The organism is Methylobacterium sp. AMS5 (assembly GCF_001542815.1).
Classification (GTDB): domain Bacteria; phylum Pseudomonadota; class Alphaproteobacteria; order Rhizobiales; family Beijerinckiaceae; genus Methylobacterium.
Map to the genome: position 1 here is coordinate 80,628 of NZ_CP006992.1, position 22,330 is coordinate 102,957.

Annotated in this window: 17 protein-coding genes and 3 pseudogenes; 16 read left to right on the forward strand and 4 right to left on the reverse strand. The window is 68.2% G+C overall.

Annotation, left to right across the window (positions count from 1 at the left end):
- The first annotated feature begins 10 nt into the window (after positions 1-10).
- From Y590_RS00405 to Y590_RS00425, 5 genes are read left to right on the forward strand one after another with little or no spacing between them, the layout of a single operon-like run.
- A complete protein-coding gene (locus Y590_RS00405; protein WP_286161825.1) occupies positions 11-901 on the forward strand; it encodes a glycosyltransferase family 2 protein in 891 nt (296 codons plus the stop codon).
- Between the two features lie 47 nt (positions 902-948).
- Positions 949-2,097, forward strand: a complete 1,149-nt coding sequence (locus Y590_RS00410) for a glycosyltransferase (protein ID WP_060768163.1) — start codon at positions 949-951, stop codon at positions 2,095-2,097.
- Positions 2,098-2,146: 49 nt separating this feature from the next.
- Positions 2,147-3,088 (forward strand): glycosyltransferase family 2 protein, encoded by a 942-nt coding sequence (locus tag Y590_RS00415; RefSeq protein WP_060768164.1) that lies wholly within the window; start codon positions 2,147-2,149, stop codon positions 3,086-3,088.
- Positions 3,085-4,140 (forward strand): glycosyltransferase family 4 protein, encoded by a 1,056-nt coding sequence (locus Y590_RS00420; protein WP_060768165.1) that lies wholly within the window; start codon positions 3,085-3,087, stop codon positions 4,138-4,140. The genes Y590_RS00415 and Y590_RS00420 overlap by 4 nt, the downstream gene beginning before the upstream one ends.
- Before the next feature lie 44 nt (positions 4,141-4,184).
- On the forward strand, positions 4,185-4,853 hold the full coding sequence (locus tag Y590_RS00425) for a class I SAM-dependent methyltransferase (RefSeq protein WP_060768166.1): 669 nt from the start codon (positions 4,185-4,187) through the stop codon (positions 4,851-4,853).
- Between the two features lie 92 nt (positions 4,854-4,945).
- Here the strand turns inward: Y590_RS00425 and Y590_RS00430 are convergent.
- A pseudogene (locus Y590_RS00430) lies at positions 4,946-5,857 on the reverse strand (TonB-dependent receptor domain-containing protein); the annotation flags it as partial.
- 1,332 nt (positions 5,858-7,189) lie between these two features.
- Between Y590_RS00430 and Y590_RS00435 the strand changes: the two are divergent.
- Together Y590_RS00435 and Y590_RS25255 are read left to right on the forward strand one after the other, a co-directional pair.
- Positions 7,190-8,299: an HD domain-containing phosphohydrolase gene (locus Y590_RS00435; protein WP_060768168.1), complete on the forward strand. Its 1,110-nt coding sequence runs from the start codon at positions 7,190-7,192 to the stop codon at positions 8,297-8,299.
- 137 nt (positions 8,300-8,436) lie between these two features.
- Positions 8,437-9,701, forward strand: a pseudogene (locus Y590_RS25255) (hypothetical protein).
- A gap of 41 nt (positions 9,702-9,742) precedes the next feature.
- Here Y590_RS25255 and Y590_RS00450 read toward each other — a convergent pair.
- Complete coding sequence (locus tag Y590_RS00450; RefSeq protein ID WP_060768171.1) at positions 9,743-10,699, reverse strand: GlxA family transcriptional regulator; 957 nt, start codon at positions 10,697-10,699, stop codon at positions 9,743-9,745.
- A 127-nt stretch (positions 10,700-10,826) separates the two neighbouring features.
- On the opposite strand from Y590_RS00450, the gene Y590_RS00455 reads away from it, so the two are divergent.
- From Y590_RS00455 to Y590_RS00480, 6 genes are all read left to right on the forward strand, one after another.
- Positions 10,827-11,615, forward strand: a complete 789-nt coding sequence (locus tag Y590_RS00455; RefSeq protein WP_060768172.1) for an SDR family NAD(P)-dependent oxidoreductase — start codon at positions 10,827-10,829, stop codon at positions 11,613-11,615.
- Positions 11,616-11,807: 192 nt separating this feature from the next.
- Positions 11,808-12,254, forward strand: coding sequence for a (2Fe-2S)-binding protein (locus Y590_RS00460; RefSeq protein ID WP_060768173.1), 447 nt, complete (start codon positions 11,808-11,810; stop codon positions 12,252-12,254).
- Positions 12,255-12,264: 10 nt separating this feature from the next.
- Positions 12,265-14,523 carry a xanthine dehydrogenase family protein molybdopterin-binding subunit gene (locus Y590_RS00465; protein WP_060768174.1) on the forward strand — a complete coding sequence of 753 codons (2,259 nt, stop codon included), beginning with the start codon at positions 12,265-12,267 and terminating at the stop codon, positions 14,521-14,523.
- Positions 14,524-14,530: 7 nt separating this feature from the next.
- Positions 14,531-15,538 carry an SLAC1 anion channel family protein gene (locus Y590_RS00470; RefSeq protein WP_060768175.1) on the forward strand — a complete coding sequence of 336 codons (1,008 nt, stop codon included), beginning with the start codon at positions 14,531-14,533 and terminating at the stop codon, positions 15,536-15,538.
- A gap of 324 nt (positions 15,539-15,862) precedes the next feature.
- Entirely contained in the window at positions 15,863-17,113 is a 1,251-nt protein-coding gene (gene serA / locus Y590_RS00475; protein WP_060768176.1) for a phosphoglycerate dehydrogenase, read from the forward strand.
- A 15-nt stretch (positions 17,114-17,128) separates the two neighbouring features.
- Positions 17,129-18,526: an FAD-binding oxidoreductase gene (locus Y590_RS00480; RefSeq protein ID WP_060768177.1), complete on the forward strand. Its 1,398-nt coding sequence runs from the start codon at positions 17,129-17,131 to the stop codon at positions 18,524-18,526.
- A 650-nt stretch (positions 18,527-19,176) separates the two neighbouring features.
- On the opposite strand, the gene Y590_RS00485 is transcribed toward Y590_RS00480, so the two are convergent.
- Both Y590_RS00485 and Y590_RS25265 read right to left on the reverse strand, forming a co-directional pair.
- Positions 19,177-19,521 (reverse strand): winged helix-turn-helix domain-containing protein, encoded by a 345-nt coding sequence (locus tag Y590_RS00485; protein ID WP_060772093.1) that lies wholly within the window; start codon positions 19,519-19,521, stop codon positions 19,177-19,179.
- A 27-nt stretch (positions 19,522-19,548) separates the two neighbouring features.
- Positions 19,549-20,004 carry a hypothetical protein gene (locus tag Y590_RS25265; RefSeq protein ID WP_286161826.1) on the reverse strand — a complete coding sequence of 152 codons (456 nt, stop codon included), beginning with the start codon at positions 20,002-20,004 and terminating at the stop codon, positions 19,549-19,551.
- 57 nt (positions 20,005-20,061) lie between these two features.
- Between Y590_RS25265 and Y590_RS00490 the strand changes: the two are divergent.
- The 3 genes and pseudogenes from Y590_RS00490 (at position 20,062) to Y590_RS25270 (ending at position 22,250) form a co-directional block, all read left to right on the forward strand.
- Positions 20,062-21,116 (forward strand): annotated as a pseudogene (locus Y590_RS00490) (NAD(P)-dependent alcohol dehydrogenase).
- A 35-nt stretch (positions 21,117-21,151) separates the two neighbouring features.
- A complete protein-coding gene (modA, locus tag Y590_RS00495) occupies positions 21,152-21,949 on the forward strand; it encodes a molybdate ABC transporter substrate-binding protein (RefSeq protein ID WP_060768178.1) in 798 nt (265 codons plus the stop codon).
- On the forward strand, positions 21,936-22,250 hold the full coding sequence (locus tag Y590_RS25270) for a recombinase family protein (RefSeq protein WP_083530711.1): 315 nt from the start codon (positions 21,936-21,938) through the stop codon (positions 22,248-22,250). Before modA ends, Y590_RS25270 begins: the two co-directional genes overlap by 14 nt.
- Positions 22,251-22,330: the final 80 nt, after the last annotated feature.

The following is a 22,330-nucleotide window of genomic DNA, read 5'->3' on the forward strand; positions in this document are numbered from 1 at the left end:
GCGCATCGACGTGACCGGCACCGCGGTTCCCCCTCCTCCGGCGAGCGTGCTCACCCTGGTCCGCGGCCGGGCCGAGCGCCTGCGCAACCTCATGCGTGGACTTGCTCGCCAGACCGTGCGCCCGCGCGAGCTGGTGATTGCCTGGATGCAGCCGGAACTGGCGCCCGACCTGCCCGATCCCGGCTGCCCGGTGCGCCACCTCCACGTGCCCGGCGAGCCGTTGCCGCTTGCCGCCGCGCGTAACCGGGCGGCGGCTGCGGCCTCCGGAGATCTCCTCGTTTTCCTCGACGTGGATTGCATTCCGGGTCCGACCCTGGTGGCCGCCTATGCGGACGCTGCCGCTGCCGAGCGGGGCCTGTTCCTCGGTGACGTCCTCTACCTGCCGCCGGATGCGATCGCGGGCGGCACGGCTCCCGATCCCGCCACGCTCGACCGGCTCGGCCGCGCTCATCCGGCCCGGCCTCCCCTGCCCGAGACCGGACTGCGGCGGGAGCCCGATGCGGGGCAGCTCTGGGGCCTGTCCTTCGCCCTGCCCGCCGCGGCGTGGCGCGCGGTCGGCGGAATGGACGAGCGTTACGTCGGCTATGGCGGTGAGGAGACGGATCTCGCCGCGCGCCTCGCGGCGTCCGGGCTACCGACCTTCTGGGTCGCGGGCGCGCGGGCCTATCACCAGCACCACCCGGTCCACGTGCCGCCGCTCCAGCACTTTGCGTCGATCCTCGCCAACGCGACGCGCTTCCACGCACGGCACGGGCGCTGGTGCATGACCTACTGGCTCGAACAGTTCCGCGCGGCCGGATTGATTGCCTGGGATGCCGAGGCCGCGGCGATCCGCGTCCTGCGCCAGCCGAGCGCGCCCGAGATCGCCGCCGCCCTGCGGCCTCAGGCCCTCTTCTCCTAGTCCGACGCCTTCGATTTCTCCCGATCCGAGCCTCGAAATCACGCGCCATGAAGAAACCGATCGCGTTCTTTGTCCATCATCAGGGCCGGGGCCATGCCAACCGCACCATGGCGGTGGCCGCCGAGTTCGCCCACGACCGTCCGGTCTCGGTGCTGACCGCCGGCCCGCACCTGTTCGAGGGATTTTCCCGCGACATCGAGATCGTGACACTGCCGAACATGATCGGCGCGGCAGTTCCGACCCCGCGCCTCTACGCGGAGCCGACGCCGCCGGTGATGCACTGCGTGCCGCTGGGGCTCGCCGAAATGCGTCGCACCATGCGCCAGATCCTCGACCATCTCGACGAGCGCGCGGTCGGGCTGTTCGTGGTGGACGTGTCGGCGGAGATCGCGATGCTCGCGCGCATCGCCAGCGTCCCCGCGGTCCAGATCCGCATGCATGGCGACCGCAACGACATCGCCCATATCGGCGCCTACGAGGCCTGCGTCGGGATGCTCGCCCCCTTCGACGAACGGCTGGAGCAGGACGACTACCCGGCGCATCTGCGCGGAAAGACCTTCTATAGCGGCGGTCTCTGCACCAGCGTCGATCGCGTGCCGGATCGCGCCGAGGCGCGGGCCCGGCTCGGCCTCGACCCGCAGCGCGAGATCGTCGTCGCGGTCACCGGCGGCGGGGGAAGCGGTACGCCCTTCGCGCCGCTGACGGTCGCCGCCCGCGCCGCGCCCGACGCACTCTGGCTGACTTTGGGGCCGACCCACCGCGAGGGCCACGAGACCGATTTCGCCAACCTGCGCGAACTCGGCTGGGTGCCGTCGGTCACCGATTATCTCGCCGCGGCCGACATCGTGGTCGCCTCGGCCGGCGACAACACGGTGCACGAAGTCGCGCGCGTGGCGGGGCGCCTGATCGTCATGCCGGAATGGCGCTATTTCGGCGAGCAGACCCGCAAGGCCGAGGCTTTGGTCCGCCTCGGCGCCGCCGTGCAGGCCCCTCATTGGCCCGGCGACTTTCACGGATGGCGCGATCTTCTCGACCGCGCCCGCAGCCTCGACGGGACCGTCCTGCACAGCCTCTACGCACCGGACGCGGCCACGCGCGCCGCCGGCTGGCTCGAAGGGCTGACCGACGCGCTCTGGCAGGGCGGATCGGCCGGCCACGAACCGGACGCGGTTCCGCTGCGCGTCGTCGCCGGCTGAGCGACCCCTTCCGATCCACATCCCCCATTGCCGGAGCCTGTCCCCCCGCATGTCCACCGTTTCCGTCGTGACTATTGCCAAAGGACGGCCCGCCCATCTGCGCAACGTTCTCCTCGGGCTGGAACGCCAGACGCGGCCGCCCGCCGAATTCGTCATCGCCGTGATGCAGGACGCGCCCTACGACCTGCCCGAGAGCGCCTTCCCGGTTCGCCAGATCCTGGTATCGGGCTCGGAACTGCCACTCGCGGCCGCGCGCAACCGCGGCGTGGCGGCGGCAAGCGGAGAGAACATCGTCTTCCTCGACGTCGATTGCATCCCCGCACCCGACCTCGTGGCCGACTACGCCCAGGCGCTGTCCGAACTCGACGGTCTGCTGATGGGCGAGGTGCTGCACCTGCCCGAGCACGCCACCGCGGGCGAGTGGCATTACGCCGACCTCGCAGCGGTCGCGGAAAAGCATTCCGACCGCCGCGGTCCGCCGGCTGCGGGCATCGAGATCTGCAACGATTACCGCTGCTTCTGGTCGCTCAACTTCGCGATCCGGCGGGCGACATTCCAGGCCGTCGGCGGTTTCGACGAGCGCTATACCGGCTATGGCGGCGAGGATACCGATTTCGGCAAGATCCTCGACCAGTGCGGCCTTCCCATCGCCTGGATGAAGGGCGCGCTCGCCTATCACCAGTACCACCCGCACCACATGCCCCCGATCCACCATCTCGACAGCGTGGTGCGCAACGCCGAGCTGTTCGAGGCCAAGTGGGGCTACCGCACCATGGGGCACTGGCTCCACGCCTTCAAGGTGATGGGCCTGATCGACGACACGCCCGAGCAGCCGATCCGCATCCTGCGCCGGCCCGACGCCGAGGATCTCGCGCTCACCGGGCAGCAGAGCCACCAGCCCTATACCAATTCCGCCTCGGTCATCCGGCATCTGGAGGCCCGCGCACGCGAACGGGACGTGCCGCCGGGCTCCGTGCCGGTGACGGCGTGAGGATCGCGCTCCTCGCTCATCTGCGCCACCCGATCGCCCCGCCCTTCGCCGGCGGCCTGGAAGCCTATACCTGGCACCTCGCCGACGGGCTGACGGCGCGCGGCCACGAGGTCGCGCTGTTCGCGGCCGGCGACAGCGACCCGCGCTTTTCGATCGACCCGGTGGTCCCGGTTCATCACGAGCGGAGTTTTCCGGGGCTGGAGCATCGGGGCGACCCAGGACTGAAGGCGCATGTCGACGCGGGCTACGCCGCCGCCTGCGACCGGATCGCGACCGGCGGCTTCGACGTGCTGCACAACAACAGCCTCAGCCGTCTGCCCCTTGAGCGCCACCGCACGGCCGCCGTTCCGACGGTGACCTCGCTGCATGTGCCGCCCTATGACGCCTTGCGCTGGTGGGTGCACGACAGTGTCGCCCCCGGTCACCGGATCACCGTGACCTCGCAGGCGCAGGCGCGGGCTTGGTGGCCGGACGGGCCGTCGCCCGAGGTCTCGGTGCTGCACAACGGGATCGATCCGGCGTCGTGGCCCTTTCAGGCGGACGGCGACGGCAGCGCCGTCTGGTGCGGACGCATCGCGCCGATCAAGGGGACGCATCTCGCCGTTCGAGCCGCCCGGAAGGCCGGCCTGCCCGTCACCCTGTTCGGCCCGATCGAGGAGCCGGAATACTGGGAGACGCAGGTCGCGCCACTCATTGGCGGCCCGATCCGCTACGGCGGCCATCTTGGTAACCCGGCGCTGGCGCGGGAGATCGGCCGCGCCTCCGTCTTCCTGTTCACTCCGTGCTGGGACGAGCCCTTCGGGCTGGTGGCGGTCGAGGCGATGGCCTGCGGCCTGCCGGTGGCCGGCTTCGCCAGGGGCGCGGCTGCGGAGGTCGTCGGTGAGGCCGGCTGTCTCGTTCCGCCCGAGGACGACGCTGCCCTGTCACGGGTAATCGGCACGGCGCTGACGATCCCACGCACGGTGCCGCGTGCGCGGGTCCACCGCTTGTTCACCCGCGATCGGTGGCTCGACCGCTGCGAGTCCCTCTACGCAGCGGCCCGCGCCGGTTGAACCCTGCCTCCTGTTGATCCCCGCCTCTCTTCCGAGCCGAAGACATGACCCGACCGGACATCATCGCCGCCCTCTGGCACGGCCGCGATCCCTTCGCCGATCCCCCGGACACCCTGAGGCCCCTCGATCTTCAGGGCTGGCGCAGCGTTCACCCGTATCTGGAGGAAGCGGTGATCCGGCACCGTCCCGGCGTGGTCGTCGAGATCGGAACCTGGAAGGGAGCGAGCGCGCTCTACCTCGCTCGTACGATGGCGGAGCACGGGATCGACGGCACCATCGTCGCGGTCGATACCTGGCTCGGTGCCGTCGATCACTGGATGGACGAGCGCCTTTTCGCCGAACTCGCCACCGAACACGGCTTTCCCAGCCTTTACCGCACCTTCCTGGCCAATGTTCTGCACGAAGGGCTTGCCGACCGGGTGGTGCCGCTGCCGCTCGACTCGGTGAATGCCGCCGAGCTGATGCGCCTGCGCGGCGTGACCGCCGACGTGATCCATCTCGATGCCGGCCACGAAGAAGCATCCGTCGCCGCCGACCTCCGGGCATGGTGGCCGGTGTTGCGGCCCGGCGGCCTGTTCATCGCCGACGATTACGACCGTCTCGGAGGAAGCTTTCCCGGCGTGACGCGAGCGGTGGACGCCTTCTGCGCCGAATCTGGCGTGAAAGGGCCCTGGTCGTTCCAAGGCAAAGCCAAGTTCGTCAAGCTTGGTTGAACCCCCCCGACATCGGCGATCCTCGCCGATGACCTCGAAACGCCGTTATGCAAAAGCGCCGAACGACAGGCCGAACCGCTTGCGGCCACGCCTCAATGCGTCGCGAACTTGATGCTGATCGCGGCCTTGGCTGTCAGGCCTGGGTTCGGCAAGGCGTTGAGGTATTGCGTGTAGCGCTTGTCGAATGCGTTCTGCAGGACGAAATCCGCTCTCACCCTGTCGTTGACGATGTCGGACCCGAAGAAGTCGACGAGGCCGTAGTCCCTGGTGGCGAGGATGGCGGTGCCGGCCGGCAGGTCGGTCCGCGCCTCGACGAAGGTGAGGCGGCTCGCCACCGTGAGGTTGCCGTCGAGGATGCGCAGGCGCACCGTGGTGCCGAGGCGGTTCGGCGGGACGGTGACGAGCGTTTCCCCCGTCGCCCGGTCGCGCCCGTCCGTATGCGTTGCGGCGAGCGTGAGGAAGCCGGCACCCCACCCGTAGGCGCCCTCCAGCTCGACACCCCGCCGTTCGGCCTGGGCGATGTTCCGATACTGAAAGTCGCGCACCGGGATGACACAGGGGAAGCGCCCGGGAATACGGGCGCAGATCGAGGCGGGAATGCCGGCGAGCGCAGACACGTAGAAGGTGGGCCCGACCGACTGAATGCCGATGAATTCGTCCACCGTGTTGTGGAAGACGTTGAGCTTGGCCCGGAACACGTCGCCGGGCAGGAGCACATCGTTATACTTCAGATTGACGCTGCACTCGATGTTGTGGGCGGTCTCCGGGCGCAGGTTCGGGTTCGGCCGGATGCCAAAGGCCGGGAACGGGTGGATGCCCTGCACCAGCGTCTCGGTGATCGAGGGCGCGCGGCAACCCTCGGCAGAGGCGCCGTAGAGATGGAGGCCGCTGGAGCGGAAGCCGTCCCCCGAGAGGTCGTCATGGTCGTAGCGTAGCGCGCCGATCAACCGCAGCCAGGAACTGTAGCGGATCTCGTCCTGCACGACAGCGCCGGCGAAGCTGCGCTCGCCCCACGGCGCGAGCGCCGTGCCCTCGACGAAGACGGTGTCTGCCGCGGGGGGAGTTTCCCTCGTTCGACATCACGATCCGCAGTCCCGCACCGAGGTGCCATAGGATTTCCGTGACGGCCCCGCCGATCGAGGCGATCCGCACGGCCGACGCCGAGCAGAGCACCGAGGATCGTCCGGCACGAGAGATCCGGCGAAGAGAAATCCAGGATCATTTCGTGAGGATCAGCTCGTTGTAGCTTGTGATGCGGAGGCGATCACCGGACTGGCTGCCCTGTGAGTCGGCGCCGAACGGCGCTCGTCTTCCTGGCGTGTTTCAGGGTCATTTACAGTAATTTATGGCATGTGCAGATCTTCTACATCATGCTATTTATCGCAATTTCGAGAATATAATCCCGTTTTATGGTGCTTATGAAAAAAGCATGTGGTCGAAATTCTGGTATTTAATAGAATGTAAGTGGCGATGATCTTGGAGTGCGAGCGGTTGTCGCACAGGCCGGTCATACAGATTCTCCTCATCTCGACCCTGGCGACGTTTGCCATCGCCACATCAATCGCAGGGCGACCGAACCCGGCGGCGCGGATCGGCGGCTTTCCGCACCAAAGCTCATCCGTGGCGATGCCGGGCGATCACGACGCGGCAAACCGAGATCGTCGTTCCGGCGGCCGGTCGTAGCCGAGGCAGGGCGTGCCCGGCCGGGCGGCGGCGTGCGGTCGGTCGATATCGAAGCTGTGCGGGACGTTGGGCAGGTGGCCACAGGCGCGTGCCGATCAAAGCGTCAGGCCGCGTGTGCCGGGCAGCCGTCATCCGTTCGGACATCATCGGAGTCCAGATATCGGGGTACGGCACACCGATGCCACGTCCTCCAACGATCTTAGGATCGCCCGCCGTTCAACTTCGAGCCGACCGTGTCCGGTCGCGATAGCATCGCGGCCGCCTGCGGTGCGGATGGCGATGGAACCGCGATCCCAGAGCGTCTGCGGCATGCCAACAGAGCGTTCGACCTGCTCCGGACACGGCGCTCGTAGGCTAAATCCGCGTCAGCGCACTCGTTGTATGCGAACCGGATTCTCTATTTTTATTTCATTGGTATAATAAAAATATGATATTTATATTTATGATAAATCATGAAAATAATACATGAAAATACTGAAATACAACTTTCGTAAGCAGTGACCGTCGGACGACTGCGGACGGATGAAGTTGTTGAAATTTTTTACCATTTGATGGCTATGCATTGGTCCGTGCGTGCCTGCCGACATGAAAATTGTACGTGATGCTTTGCATCGAGGCTCTGCAGTCTCGCGTTCCGATTAGGAGATCCGAGGATGGACGCACTTCTGGTCGATGACAGCGCGACCATGCGCCTGCGCCTGCGCGGCCTTCTGGAGGCTGAGCCCGACGTGACGGTGACGGACAATGCCGATCCGGCCGCGGGGCTGCTGGAGGCGAGCATGCGCGCCTTCGACCTCGTCGTGGTCGATTACCACATGCCGGCGATGGATGGGATTGAATTCATCAAAAGCTTGCGAAGGGTCCCTCACTACAGCCTCGTCCCGATCGTCATGGTGACCAGCGATGTCGCCGACTCGGTGCGTCTTGCCGCGCTCGATGCCGGTGCGACCGACTTCATCGACAAGTCCATGCGCGGTATCGAACTCACCGTCCGGCTGCGCAACCTCATCCGGTTGGCCCAAGCCGTCCGCAAATTGGCAGAGCAGGCCACGTGGCTCGATGGCGAGGTGGAGATGGCCCTGCGCCATTTGCGCGAGCGCGAGGAGGAAATCATCTTCCGCCTGTCGCTTGCCGTCGAATATCGTGACAACGACACCGGTGATCACACGTGGCGCGTGGCGCGCTACAGCCAGATCGTGGCCGAGGCCCTCGACCTCGCGCCGGATGTCTGCCGGAACCTGTATCTCGCAGCGCCCCTGCACGATGTCGGCAAGGTCGCGATTCCGGACGGAGTGCTGTTGAAACCGGGTCGGCTCGATCCGGAGGAATTTTCGCTCGTCAGGACCCATGCCGCGATCGGCAAGCGTATCCTCGGCGATAGTTCATCCGAGCTGATCAGCCTCGCTGCCGAAATTGCGGAATCGCATCACGAGAAGTGGGACGGCAGCGGATATCCGCAGGGGCTTGCGGGGACCGATATCCCGCTGTCGGCCCGCATTGTTGCCGTGGCCGACGTGTTCGATGCCCTGACGACGCAGCGTCCCTACAAGGGAGCCATGCCGTTCGAAGAGGCTTTGGACTGCATTCGAGCCGAGAGCGGACGGCATTTCGATCCCGCCTGCGTCGAAGCCTTCTGCGCCCGGTGGCCGGATATCCTCATCGTGGGAGGGCAGAATGACGTGCTCAGTCGTCTGCACAACCAGCAGGCAACGGAACCGTGGGCGCGCGTGCCGACGTTGCTTCGCGAGATCGCCAAGTCCTGATGGATGGCCGGCAGCCGGCTTTTCCCCACGCAGCGCCGCTGACGCCCGTTCCCCGACACGGGTAGCGTCCGATTCGTCCGAACCTCTAGTCGGCGCGGGGGCGTCCGGCGCCCCGCGAAAAGGAGGCGCCGAGAGGGATGACGATAGACCAAGCCAAGCCCAAGGAACGGGTCAGGATCGCCCGGGCGGGCGCGGGACGGCCGGGCTACGTCACGGTCAAGGGCGCCCGCGAACACAACCTGCGCGACGTCGACGTGGAGCTGCCGCGCGATGCCCTCGTGGTGTTCACCGGCGTCTCGGGCTCCGGCAAGTCCTCGCTCGCCTTCGGTACGCTCTACGCGGAAGCGCAGCGGCGCTACTTCGAGTCGGTCGCGCCCTACGCGCGGCGGATGATCGACCAAGTCGGCGTGCCCGATGTCGACGCGATCGAGGGTCTTCCTCCAGCTGTCGCCCTCCAGCAGCAGCGCGGCACACCCAGCGCCCGCTCCTCGGTCGGCAGCGTCACCACCCTGTCGAGCCTCGTGCGGATGATGTACTCGCGCGCCGGCACCTATCCGCCGGGCCAGCCGATGCTCTACGCGGAGGATTTTTCGCCCAACACGCCCCAGGGCGCCTGCCCCTCCTGCGGCGGGCTCGGGCGGATCTACCGGGCCACGGAAGCCTCCATGGTGCCCGACCCGTCGCTGACGATCCGCGAGCGCGCCGCCGCGGCTACGACGCCGCTCGCTTCTCCTTCAACGTCGCGAAGGGCCGCTGCCCGGCCTGCGAGGGCGAGGGCTTCGTCAGCGTCGAACTCCTGTTCATGCCGAGCGTCTACGCCCCCTGCCCGACCTGCCACGGGTCCCGCTACGCGCCGGAGACGCTGGCGGTCACCTGGAACGGGTTGACCATCGCGGACGTGCTCGGTCTCACCGTCGAGCGCGCCTGCGCAACCTTCGCGGACGAGCCCTCCGTGCTGCGGCCGCTCCTCGTGCTGCGGGATCTCGGCCTCGGCTACCTGCGCCTGGGCCAGCCGGCGACCGAACTCTCCGGCGGGGAAGCGCAGCGGATCAAGCTCGCGACCGAATTGCAGAGGGGCCAGCGCGGGGGCACGCTGTACGTCCTCGACGAGCCGACGACCAGGTTGCACCCGACCGACGTGGACCGCCTCATGCTCCAGCTCAACGGCCTCGTCGATGCGGGCAACACGGTCGTCATGGTCGAGCACGACATGCGCGTCGTGGCGGGGGCCGATCACGTCATCGACTTGGGGCCCGGCGCCGGAAACCTCGGCGGCACCGTTGTCACGGCCGGCCGTCCCGAGGCGGTGGCCGAGGTGCCGGCAAGCCGCACGGCACCGTATCTGCGGGAAGAGCTCGCGGCCTATGCGGGCCAGGCTTCTCCGCCATCGCCTGCCGGCTGAGCGACCGGCGGCCCACGCCGTGTTTTGGTGCGCCGCGGGCATCATCCGGTCGCTGCGCCGCCGCCCTCGATCAGTCGTAGGCTGCGGCGCAGGCTTTGCGGCGGGTGGCCGAAGGCGCGCAGGAAGGCACGGCGCATGCGGTCGCGGTCGGTGAAGCCGGTATCGCGCGCGACCACGTCGAGGGAATGGCGGCCCTCCTCGAGCATCGCCTTCGCAGCCTCGAGCCGCAGACGCTCCACGGCCTTGGCCGGGGATTGACCCGTCTCCTCGCGGAACACCCGGCTGAACTGGCGCGGGCTGACGCTCGCGGCCTCCGCCATTTCCTCGACGGTCAGCGGGCGGCGCAGGTTCTCCTTGGCGTAGATGAGGGCACGGCGGATCCGATCGGAGCGCGGCTCCAGTTCGAGCAGCGCTGAAAATTGTGACTGACCGCCGGGGCGGCGATGATAGACGACGAGTTGGCGAGCGATGGCGCGGGAGAGCTCCGCGCCATGGTCGTCCTCGATCAGCGCCAGCGTCAGATCGATCGCCGCGCTCATCCCGGCCGAGGTCCAGACGTTCCCGTCAGCCACGAAGATCCGGTCGTCATCGACGCGGATCAGGGGGAAGCGCTCCTGCATGTCGCGGGCATGGGCCCAGTGGGTCGTCGCCACCCGGCCGTCGAGCAGCCCGGCCTCGGCGAGCGCGAAGGCTCCCGTACAAAGCCCGGCAACCCGCCGCGAGGTCCGGCCGGCCTCGGCGATGTAATCGCGCAGGCCCGGCGAGAGCGGGCGCGGCTGCAACTCGCCGACCACCATCAGCGTGTCGGGGGCGTCCGCCAGCGGCACGGTCTCGACGCCGATGTGCAGCGAGGAGCGGACGGTGCCGCCCCGCTCGGACATGACGCGGAGCGCATAGGCCTCTCGGCCGAGATCCGTGTTGGCGAACTCGAAAGCCGATAGGGCGGCGAGCCCCATCACCTGAAAGCCGTCCTCGAGGATGAACCCGACCTGCCGCATCCGACTCTCCACCGCATGACCTATTTTGACGTTTATATGTCATTTAGGACATCGCCGTCCAGGCGTAGGGTCATGCCATCGCCAGCGCCGGTCAGCCCGGTCAGGCTTCACGACAGGACCCACGATCATGACCCAGGGAACCGTGCTGATCACCGGCGCCTCCTCCGGCATCGGTGCCGTCTACGCCGACCGCTTCGCCGGACGCGGACACGACCTCATTCTCGTCGCCCGCAAAAAAGCGCGGCTCGACGCCGTCGCAGAGGATCTCACCCGCCGCCACGGCGTGACGGTTCGGGCGGTCGAAGCCGATCTGACGGACCGGGCGGGGCTTGCGGCGGTCGAGGCGATCCTGAAGGGCGAGGCGGACATCACGCATCTCGTCAACAATGCCGGCTTCGGTTCCGCCGCGCCGCTCGCCGCGGCCTCGGTCGATGAGATGGAGCGGATGATCGCCGTCAACGTCACCGCGCCGATGCGCCTGACCTACGCGGCGGTTCCGGCCTTCACGAGCCGCGGACAGGGCACGATCATCAACATCGCCTCGATCGTCGCCATCGGGCCGGAGGTCCTGAACGGGGTCTATGGCGGCTCGAAGTCGTTCGTCCTCGGCTTTAGCCACGCCCTGCGCAAGGAACTCGCGGGCACCGGTGTCGCGGTGCAGGTGGTGCTGCCCGGCGCGACCGGAACCGAGTTCTGGGACGTCGCCGGCCTGCCCGCGAGCCACCTGCCGAAGGACTGGGTTATGTCGGCCGAAGATCTGGTCGATGCGGCCTTGGCCGGCCTCGACCGGGGCGAGTTCGCCACCGTCCCCTCGCTTCAGGACGCGGCTGAATGGGACGCCTGGGAGGCCGCGCGCGCGATCATGCTGCCGCATCTCTCGAACGCGGTCCCGGCCGCACGCTACCGCGCAGCTTGAGCGACAATCGGGTTTCGCAAGGACAAGTCCTTCTCCGAGGCTGGGGCGGAGCCCGAACGCCCTCGCGCCGACCGTGCGGCGCACGGACCGCCGCGCTTCGATGTCCGGAATTGCCGTGTTTACGGCGTTGCCAATTGCCAAGTCGCCGTCGAGCATGGATATTGAAACGCGAAGACTCGAGGGAGTCGGTTGATGATAAGCCTCTCGATCAATGGCCATCAACATTCGATAGATGTCGATCCGGACACGCCGCTTCTGTTCGTGCTGCGTGACACGATCGGTCTCACCGGCACGAAATACGGCTGCGGCATCGGTCAATGCGGTGCCTGCACCGTGCTCATCGACGGGCAGGCGATCCGATCCTGCCAGATGCCGGTTGAGAGCGTCGGTGCGCAAACGGTGACCACGATCGAGGCGATCGAGGCCGATCCGGTCGGAGCCCGCGTCGTAGCGGCCTGGGTCGGGATCGAAGTGCCGCAATGCGGCTACTGCCAGTCCGGCCAGGTCATGGCCGCGACGGGGCTCCTGAAGCAGACGCCGAAACCCTCTGAGGACGAGATCGCCGCAGCCATGACCAATCTGTGCCGCTGCGGCACCTACCATGCCATCGCCGCCGCCGTGCGGCAGGCCGTGGCCTGAGGAGGTGGGGATGAACGACCTTACGCCCCACCACCGCCTCGGCATCGCCACCCGGCCTGCATCGGAGCCGGTGCACAACCTCTCGCGGCGCGGCTTCCTCGGGATCGCCTCGGGCGCCCTCCTGCTCGGCATCGATCTGTCGAAGGACGCCACGGCCCAGACCCGCGCGGAAGGTCCGGCGGCGGTAGCAGCAAAGCCCGGCACCCGCGTGGCCGCCTTCCTCGAAATCCGTCCGGATGGTGGCGTGCGCCTGCTCAGTCCCTTCGTCGAGGGCGGCCAGGGCATCAATACCGGGCTCGCCCAGACCATCGGCGAGGAACTCGACCTCGACCCCGCCCGCTTCACGGTGGAATGCGCCCCGCCCGGCCCCGACTACGCCGTCGTCAACGGTTTGCGGATGACCGGGGGCAGCTTCTCGACCCGTTCCAGCTTCGAGGCGATGCGCCGTCTCGGCGCCACCGCCCGCGAGCTGCTGCTGCGCGCCGCCGCCGCGCGGCTCGCCGTGCCGCAGGACAGCCTGACGACCGACGACGGCCGGTTGATCCACGCCGCCTCCGGCCGGACCCTCGGCTACGGCGAGGTTGCACAGGCCGCCCTGGCGCTCCTGCCGCGCGACGACGTTGCGCTGAAGAACCCGAGAGACTTCCGCTGGATCGGCCGGCCGGTAGCCCGGCTCGATATGCGCGACAAGGCGACGGGCCGGGCGACCTACGCCATCGACATACGCCTTGACGAGATGCTGCACGCCGCCGTGCAGCACGCGCCGCATCTCGGCACCGACCCGCGAGCGGTCGCCAACGAGGCGGAGGTCCGCGCGATGCCGGGTGTCCACTCGGTCCATCGCCTGCCCGGCGCGGTGGCGGTGCTCGCGGATACGTGGTGGCGCGCGCGCAAGGGCGCGGAGGCCCTTCAGGTGACCTGGACCGAGCCCGCGCCGGAGGGCATCGCCACCGTCTCGGCAAGCTTCTCCTCGGCGGCGATGCTGGCGGCCCTGAAGGGCACGACCGAGCCCGGCCTCCCCGCCGAGCAGGAGGGCGACCCGGGAGCGGCCTTCGCGAACGCCGCCAAGGTGATCGAGGCGGAATACGACGCACCCTACCTCGCCCACGCCCAGCTCGAACCGCCCTCGGCGGTCGCCCGGTTCACGGCGGATGGCAGCCTCGATCTCTGGCTGCCCAACCAGATGCCGGAGCTGTTCCAGCAAGTCGCGGCGAAGACCGCAGGGCTCGACCCGGCGCAAGTGCGCATCCACTCGCCGATGCTCGGGGGCTTCTTCGGGCGCCACTTCTATTACGGCCCGGCCAACCCCTTCCCGCAGGCGATCCTGCTCGCCAAGGCGACCGGCCGGCCCGTGCGGGTGCTGTGGTCGCGCGAGGAGGAGTTCGGCATGGACGCGGTGCGGCCCCTGAGCTTTGCCCGCTTCAAGGCCGCGCTCGGGCCCGACGGGATGCCGGTGGCGCTCCAGACCACGGCCGTGGGCGAAGGCCCGATCGGCCGCTGGTTTAGCGCGTTGTTCACGTCGCCGGTCGATTCCTCCGTCGTCGAGGGCCTCGACAAGAAGCCCTACGCGATCCCGAACCGGCGCCTCGACTACGTGCGGGTGGCCCATCCCGTCACGATCGCCTTCTGGCGCTCGGTCGGCCACTCGATGAACGACTATTTCTACGAGAGCTTCCTCGACGAAATCGCTGCGGCCGGGGGCCGGGACCCGTTCGACCTGCGCATGGCACTTCTAGCGAACAGCCCGCGCCACGCCACCCTGCTGCAAAGAGTGGCGGACCTCGCCGGAGGCTGGCGGCGCGGGCCCTTCGCGGCCGAGGACGGCACGCGCCGGGCACGCGGCGTCTCCATGGCCTCGCCCTTCGGCTCGGAGACGGCCACCATCGCCGAGGTCTCGCTCGAGGACGGCGAGGCGCGTGTCCATGACCTCTGGATCGCCATCGATCCGGGCAGCGTGGTCAACCCGGCGATCGTGAAGCGGCAGGTCGAGAGCGCGGCGGCGCTCGGCCTCTCCTCCACGCTCCTCGAACAGGTGGTCTACGAGAACGGGCAGCGGCAGGCACGGAACTTCGACACCTACCCGATCCTCGACCGCACGCGGATGCCGCGGGTGCACGTCGCCATCGTCGAGAGCGGGGCGCCGATGGGCGGCATCGGCGAGCCGGGCCTGCCCGGCGTCCCCCCCGCGGTGGTCAACGCGGTTGCGGTGCTCTCCGGGCAGCGGGTGCGCAGCCTGCCGCTCGCCAAGACGCGCCTGTCCGGTGTCTGAGGGCGGCATGGCGGCTCCCCTGGCCCCGGCGGCGACGGAGGCGCCCGCCGTCCCGGCGCCGCGGTTCGACTACCTTCCGGTCGCCCTGTTCGGTTCCGTGATGGGGCTGACGGGCCTGAGCGTCGCGTGGCGCCTCGCAGCCGCGCGATACGGCCTGCCCGCCCTCGTCGCCGATGCGATCGGCTGGGGCGCGGTCTTCACCTTCCTCGCGCTCGGGCTGGCCTACGGCGCGAAGGCGGTCACGGCCTGGCCGGCGGTGATGGCCGAGTTCCGCCACCCGATCGCCGGCAACCTGTTCGGCACCGTGCCGATCAGCCTGCTGCTCCTGCCCCTCGTGCTGCACGATCTCAGCCCGGCGCTCGCGGCGGCGGCCTGGATCGTCGGCACGGGCGGCATGGCACTGTTCGCCGTCCTCATCGTCAGCCGGTGGATGGGCAGCCGCCAGCAGCTGGCCCACGCGACGCCCGCCTGGATGGTGCCGGTGGTCGGCCTCCTCGACATCCCGCTCGCCGCTCCCGCCCTGGGCCTGCCCCAAACGCAGACGTTGGCGATGGCCGCGCTGAGCATCGGGCTGTTCTTCGCCGGCCCGCTCTTCACCCTGGTCTTCGCCCGTCTCGTCTTCGAGGAGCCGGTGCCGCCGGCCCAGCGGCCGACGCTGATGATCCTGGTCGCGCCCTTCGCCGTCGGCTTCTCCAGCTACACGGCGACCTTCGGGCGGATCGACGCGTTTGCCGAGGCGCTTTTCTTCGTCGGCCTGTTCATGTTCGCGGTCCTCCTCGGCCGCCTGCGCGACCTGCCGCGCTGCTGCCCGTTTCGCGTCTCGTGGTGGGCGGTGAGCTTCCCGCTCGCTGCCATGGCGGTGGCGGCCCTGCGCTACGCCGAACACGTCCGCGCAGTCCCCGCCGACATCCTGGCGCTGGCGCTGCTCGCCCTGGCCACCGCAGGCATCGCCGCGCTCGCAGCCCGAACTCTCGTCGGCATCGCCCGCGGCGAGCTGCGCCGGCTCGCTGGCTGAAACGACCTTTCTTCGCGGAGCCGCCGACCGCGCGACGGAGGCCGCGGCTCTCTCGTCGCGACCGAGGCCGTACCCGGCATGATTGCGTCGCCCCCCTAAATCACTGTTTTAACGCCAATTTTTTGAACAATCGGGGACCGTGTCATCGGAATGCGCTCCAGGCCGAGAGCGAGGGTTCGGCGGGACGCCATGGTCCGGCCGGCTTTGCGGGAGAAACGCGTCACGAATCGCGCCGGTCGTCGCTCACAGTGAGCCGCCGGCGATTGCCGCACCGCAACATTGATGTATGGCGGGCGCTCAACGACGAGAGGCGCAGGCAAGACCATGCCGGGCACGGACAGCTTCACCCTCCAGGATCAGGTCAACATCGTCCTGGCCGAGAACATCGCGCCCTCGGCGGTCGAGGTCCTCGCGCGGGCCAGCCTCCACCACGTGCGGCGCCTGCCGCGCGCGATCGGCTCGGCGGATACCGAGGTACTCGCCGGGGCACATGTCCTCGGCATCCGCTCGCGTACGCAGGTGACGACCGGCCTGCTCGACGCCGCTCCGGCCCTCGTCGCGATCGGCTGCTTCAGCGTCGGCACCAATCAGGTCGATCTCGATGCCGCCCGAGCCCGCGGCATTCCGGTCTTCAATGCGCCCTTCTCCAACACCCGCAGCGTCGCCGAACTGACGATCGGCGAGATCGTGATGCTGCTGCGCCGCATCACGCCCCGCTCCGAGGCGGCCCATACCGGTGGCTGGGACAAGTCGGCGGAGAATTCCTACGAGGTCCGCGGCAAGACGCTCGGCATCGTCGGCTACGGCAATATCGGCGCACAGCTCTCGAATCTCGCCGAGGCGATGGGCATGCGGGTGATCTTCTTCGATCTCACCGACCGTCTGCGCCACGGCAACACCGAGCCGGCCGAGAGTCTCGACGCCTTGCTTGCCGCCAGCGACGTGGTGAGCCTGCACGTGCCGGAGACGCCGCTCACCCACGGGCTCATGAACGCCGAGCGCATCGGCCGGATGAAGCCCGGCGCCTACCTCATCAACAACAGCCGCGGCACCGTGGTCGATCTCGACGCGCTCGCCGCCGCGCTCAGGGAGGGCCGCCTGCGCGGTGCCGCGGTCGACGTGTTCCCCGTCGAGCCGCGCTCCAACGACGAGCGCTTCGTCTCGCCGCTCCAGGGCATCCCCAACGTGATCCTCACGCCGCATATCGGCGGCTCGACCGAGGAGGCGCAGGACCGCATCGGCTCGGAAGTCGCGCGCAAGCTCGTCGACTACGTCGAGACCGGTTCGACGCTGGGTGCCGTCAACTTTCCGCAGGTGCAGATCCCGCCGCGCATCGGCGGCGTGCGCTTCCTGCACGTGCACCGGAACGTCCCCGGCGTGCTCGGCCACGTCAACCAAGCCTTCGCCCGGCGCGGCGTCAACATCACGTCCCAGTACCTTCAGACCGAGGGCGAGTTGGGCTACGTCGTGGTGGAGGCCGACGCCGCGCCCGTCGATCGCTCCGGCATCCTCGCCGAGCTCGACGCCATCGACGGCACGGTGCGCACCCGCCTGATCCAGGCCCGGATCGTCTGAGGAATCCTTCGAGCCATGAGCGCGACCGGTCTCCCTCCCGATCTTCTCATCCGCCTCGACGGCCTGCTGGGACCGGGCGGCCTGCTGACGGACGAGGCCGAATGCGCGCCCTTCGCCATCGACTGGCGCCGCCTGTTCCCGGGCCGGCCCGCCGCCGTCGCGCGGCCGTCGAGCACGGGGCAGGTTGCTTCGATCGTCGGTCTGTGCCGCGAGGCCGGCCTCGCCCTGGTGCCCCAGGGCGGCCATACCGGACTCGCGGGCGGGGCCACGCCCGACGCCTCGGGGCGCCAACTCGTGCTCTCGCTGGCGCGGATGAACGCCGTTCGCGCGGTCGATCCAGTCGGCCTCACGATGGAGGTCGAGGCGGGCTGCGTCGTCCAGGCGGCGCAAGCCGCGGCCGAGGCCGCCGGGCGGCTGTTCCCGGTGAGCTATGCCGCGGAGGGCTCGGCGATGGTCGGCGGCATGATCGCCACCAATTCCGGCGGCATCAACGTGCTGCGCTACGGCATGACCCGCAGCCTCGTCCTCGGTCTCGAAGTCGTGCTCGCCGACGGCAGCGTCGTCGATGGTCTGCGCTCCTTGCGCAAGGACAATGCGGGCTACGACTGGAAGCAGCTGTTCATCGGCAGCGAGGGGACGCTCGGCATCGTCACCGCGGCGGTGCTACGCCTCGTGCCGCGGCCGCGCCACACCGAGACCGCCCTGCTGGCGGTGCCCCACCCGGAAGCGGCGCTCCGGGTGCTGGCCGCCGCGCAGGACGGGCTCGGCGACACGATCCAGGCCTTCGAGCTGATCTCGCGCTGCTCGTTCGATCTACTGGAGCGCTATGCCGGGATGGCGAGCCCGCTGCCGCCCTCCCCCTGGTGCATCCTGCTAGAGGCGGGATCGAGCCTCTCGGGCCTGCGGGACGCGGTCGAAGGCACGCTGGGCGAAGTTCTGGAGCGGGGCGACGCCGTGGACGGCGTGCTCGCCGAGTCGAAGGCGCAGGCCACCGGCCTCTGGTCCTTGCGCGAGCGCATCACCGAGTGCGAGGCGCACCAAGGTCAGTCGGTCAAGCACGACGTCTCGGTGCCGATCCCGGCGATCCCTGCCTTCCTAGAGGCCGCCGACCGGGCCCTGGCCGAGGGCGCGCCCGGCACCGTCCCGAACGTGTTCGGCCACATGGGCGACGGCAACCTGCACTACAATGTGCTGGTCGGGCCAGAGCACGACGGCGCCGCGATCAACCGCCTCGTGCACGACGTGGTCGATCGGTTCGCGGGCAGCATCTCCGCCGAGCACGGTATCGGCCAATACCGCGTCGACGAGCTGGCGCGCCGCCGTCGCCCGGAGGAGATGGCTTTGGCGCATCGTCTGAAGCGGGCGCTCGACCCGGACGCCCTGCTCAACCCGGGAAAGGTTCTAAGGGTCTGATCCTGCGGATGCTCGAGAGGTTGTCCTCCGCTCGGTAAAGGCGGCGGATGGGTGTGGTATGACTGAATATCGGCGCGGTTCGACTGGCCGACGAGGTGCGAGAGCATGTGCACCTCGCCAAAGATATCCTGTACCAGGGCCCAATCCGTGACCGGATGGGTCATCGCGGCCCAGTCGGCGCCGGGGATCTCGCCGAGCTCCAGCGACTCGCGCCAGAGGGTGCGCACGTCTTCGACGGTGCGGGCCTTGTCGAAGCGGCGGATCTCCCGCTCGTGGCGTCGGTCGAGCAACTTCTGCAGCAGCTTCCCGTCCTTGCGCCGTGCAGCCGGTGCTCCCTCATCGTGCGCGCCGCCGCGACACCGAGCTTGGCGAGCGGCCGTCGGCCGTGCTCAAGCAGGTGCCGACGATGGAGTAGTGCAGCGTCATGTCCAGTTCCCAGATCCGGTCCCTCGGCCGCTCCGCCGCCAGAACGGCCTCAGGCGAAAGAGGAGCAAGGCGTCCGATGCTCGATTTCAGGGCGAGCAGGGCGGGTCTGTCCGGTTGAGAGCCGTGCGCCACGAGCGACACCGTGCAATTGCTGTATCCCTTCAGATATAGCGAGAGTGAAGCAAATCGGGTGCCTTGACCAGAGCCATTCCGAGCCGGAGATCCTATGCGGCCGGATCGACCGGTTGTGTCAGGCGGGCAAGGAACGGTGCGGCCGCCTTCTCGGCGGCGCGCTCGATCGCCCGGTAATGCGCGACGACGTCGGTGCCGAAAGCCGAGAGCCGGGCCCCACCGCCCGCCTTGCCTCCGATATGCGCCTCGATCACCGGGCGCCCGAAGCTCTTGTTCATGTCCTCGACGAGGAGCCAGGCGCGGCGGTAGGACATGCCCAGCGCCCGACCGGCCGCGGAGATCGAACCGTGCTCGGCGATCGCTTCAAGAAGTTGGACCTTGCCCGGCCCGATCCGCCAATCCGGTCCGAGATCGATGCGGATGCTCAAACGGGCCATCATTCTCCTCGCGCAGTTCGAATCATTTTAAGCCCAAGCCGGAGGGAAGACGAGGCCGGCGTCATCGCTGCCGACATGGGCCGATGCGCCCTGCCCCTCAAAAGACAGGGCTGAGATCGAAGCGGATGACCGTGATCGGATCGCCCGCCCTGACCACGCCCGCGCAAGCCAGGAGGGTGTCGGCCTCGGCCCAGCGCGGGCGTAGCCGTCCATCGCCGCCACCGCGAAGGGCGGCACATCAAGGCGCGCCGCGAGAGCCTCGGCGCAGATGCGGCCGGCGGCGTCATCGAGCGGGACGCGCTCACGACCACCGGGCGCAGGCTCCGCTCCATTTGCGAGAGGGCCTCGGCGATCTCCGGCATGTCGATAGTGGCATTCGCGGTGGCGGTCGGCGTCTGCACGTGTGCTCCTTGGCGCATCCCATCTATCGGGATGAGACGATCGGCCCTGGTCGAAGCTATGCCTGAGCGTATATAGCGCCACCGGGGGCCGGTTGCCGGCCCGGCTGGTCCGGGCGCTATCATCGCGAAAGACACGCGCATGTTCACCTGCACGGGCTATGCGGCCACCAGCGCCGAGACAAAGCTGGCCCCCTTTGCCTTCGAGCGCCGTGATCCCGGCGCGAACGATATCGAAATCGAGATCGTCTATTGCGGCGTCTGCCATTCCGATCTGCATCAGGTCCGCAACGAGTGGCAGAATACGTTCTATCCATGCGTGCCGGGCCACGAGATCGTCGGCCGCGTCACCCGCATCGGGGCGGAGGTCGGGGACTTCAACCCGGGCGAGCTTGCCGCGGTAGGCTGCATGGTCGATTCCTGCCGCACCTGCACCGCTTGCCGCGAGGGGCTCGAGCAGTATTGCGAGCCGGGATTCACCGCGACCTATAACGGTCCGGAGCAGAGCACCGGCGCCAACACCTTCGGCGGCTATTCGAGCCACATCGTCGTCGACCGGCATTTCGTACGACATGTACCGGAAGGGCTCGATCTGGCAGGCGTTGCACCGCTCCTGTGCGCGGGCGTCACGACGTGGTCGCCCCTGCGCCGCTGGGGGCCGGGCCCGGCAAGAAGGTCGGCATCGTTGGGCTGGGCGGCCTCGGCCATATGGGCGTGAAGCTCGCCCACGCGCTGGGCTCGTACGTCGTGCTGTTCACGACCTCTCGGGGCAAGGAGGCCGATGCCCGCCGGCTCGGAGCCGACGCCGTGGTGATCTCGAAGGATGCCGCGCAGATGGGCCGGCATGCCGAGAGCTTCGACCTGATCGTCGATACGGTGGCGGCCCGGCACGACGTCAACGCCTATCTCGGCCTGCTCAAGCGCGACTGCACGCTGGTGCAGGTCGGTGCGCCGGAAAAGCCGCTCCACGTGGACGTCTTCAGCGTGATCTGGCGGCGCCGCAATTTCGCCGGCTCGCTGATCGGCGGCATCGCCGAGACGCAGGAGATGCTCGACTTCTGCGGCAGACACGGCATCACCGCCGACATCGAGATGATCCCGATCTAAGAGATCGAGACCGCTGACAGCCGCATGCTGAAGAGCGACGTGAAGTACCGCTTCGTCATCGACATGGCGAGCCTGCCCAAGGCCGCCTGAGCCCCTCCCCTCGTTCGAAACAGGATCGCTCCCGTATGGCCATGCTTACCCGCACCCGTTTCCTAGCCGGTCTCGTCGCCATCACTCTGGTGGGGACGCTGCCCGCACCGGCTGCGGAGGCGCCGACCGTGTTCGCCGCCGCGAGCCTGAAGAACGCCCTCGACGACATCGCCAAAAGCTACACCAAAGAGGGGAAGCCAGCCCCGAAAGTCTCCTACGCGGCCTCGAACACGCTGGCCAAGCAAATCGAGCAGGGCGCGCCTGCCGACCTGTTCTTCTCGGCCGACCTCGATTGGATGGACTATCTCGCCAAGAAGGATCTCATCCGGCCCGACACGCAGATGAGTCTTCTGGCCAACAGCATCGTGCTGATTGCTCCGAAGGATTCGAAGGCCGAGGTGAAGATGGGCCCCGGCCTCGATCTCACGCCGGCGCTCGGCTCCGGCAAGCTCGCCATGGGCAATGTCGATGCGGTGCCGGCCGGCAAGTACGGCAAGGCGGCACTGGAGACGCTCGGTGGCTGGGCGGGGGTGAAGGACAGGATCGCGCAGGCCGAGAGCGTGCGGGCGGCCCTGCTTCTCGTCTCGCGCGGCGAGGCGCCGCTCGGCATCGTCTACGCCACCGACGCGGCGGCGGACGCGAACGTGAAGATCGTCGCCACCTTCCCCGCCGACAGCCACCCGGCGATCGTTTACCCGGTCGCGATCACCAAGGAATCGCGCAATCCGGACACATCCGCCCTCCTGAGCTATCTGCGCGGGCCCGCCGCCGAGGCCGCCTTCGAGAAGCAGGGCTTCACGGTGCTGAACCGCTCGGCCACTGCCGCGCAGTAACGGGCGGGTATACGAGCTTGATCAGAAGGAGGCCTCTCTATCCATCTTCGATCCACAGCTGACCACGGGCGGCGACGTCGGCCGGGTCGTCGTCACCGTGCTGAGCATGGTGACGGAGATGGAGCGCAACTTAATCCTGGAGCGCAAGCGGGCCAGCCTTGAGACCGTCCAGGCGGCCGGCGTCTACGCGGGCACCGTCGCCCTACTTGCCCGGATCCTTCGCACGCGAGGCCGGGAGTGCCGTGAGTTTTTTGACCGCACCCCAGTGAAGTCGAAAATGAATTATTGTATTTTTGCTTGATAAACAATTTTCTTATCAAAAAATATAGTATTATGACTAATAAAAATTGGTCTATAATTTATAGTAAGTCAGTTTTTATT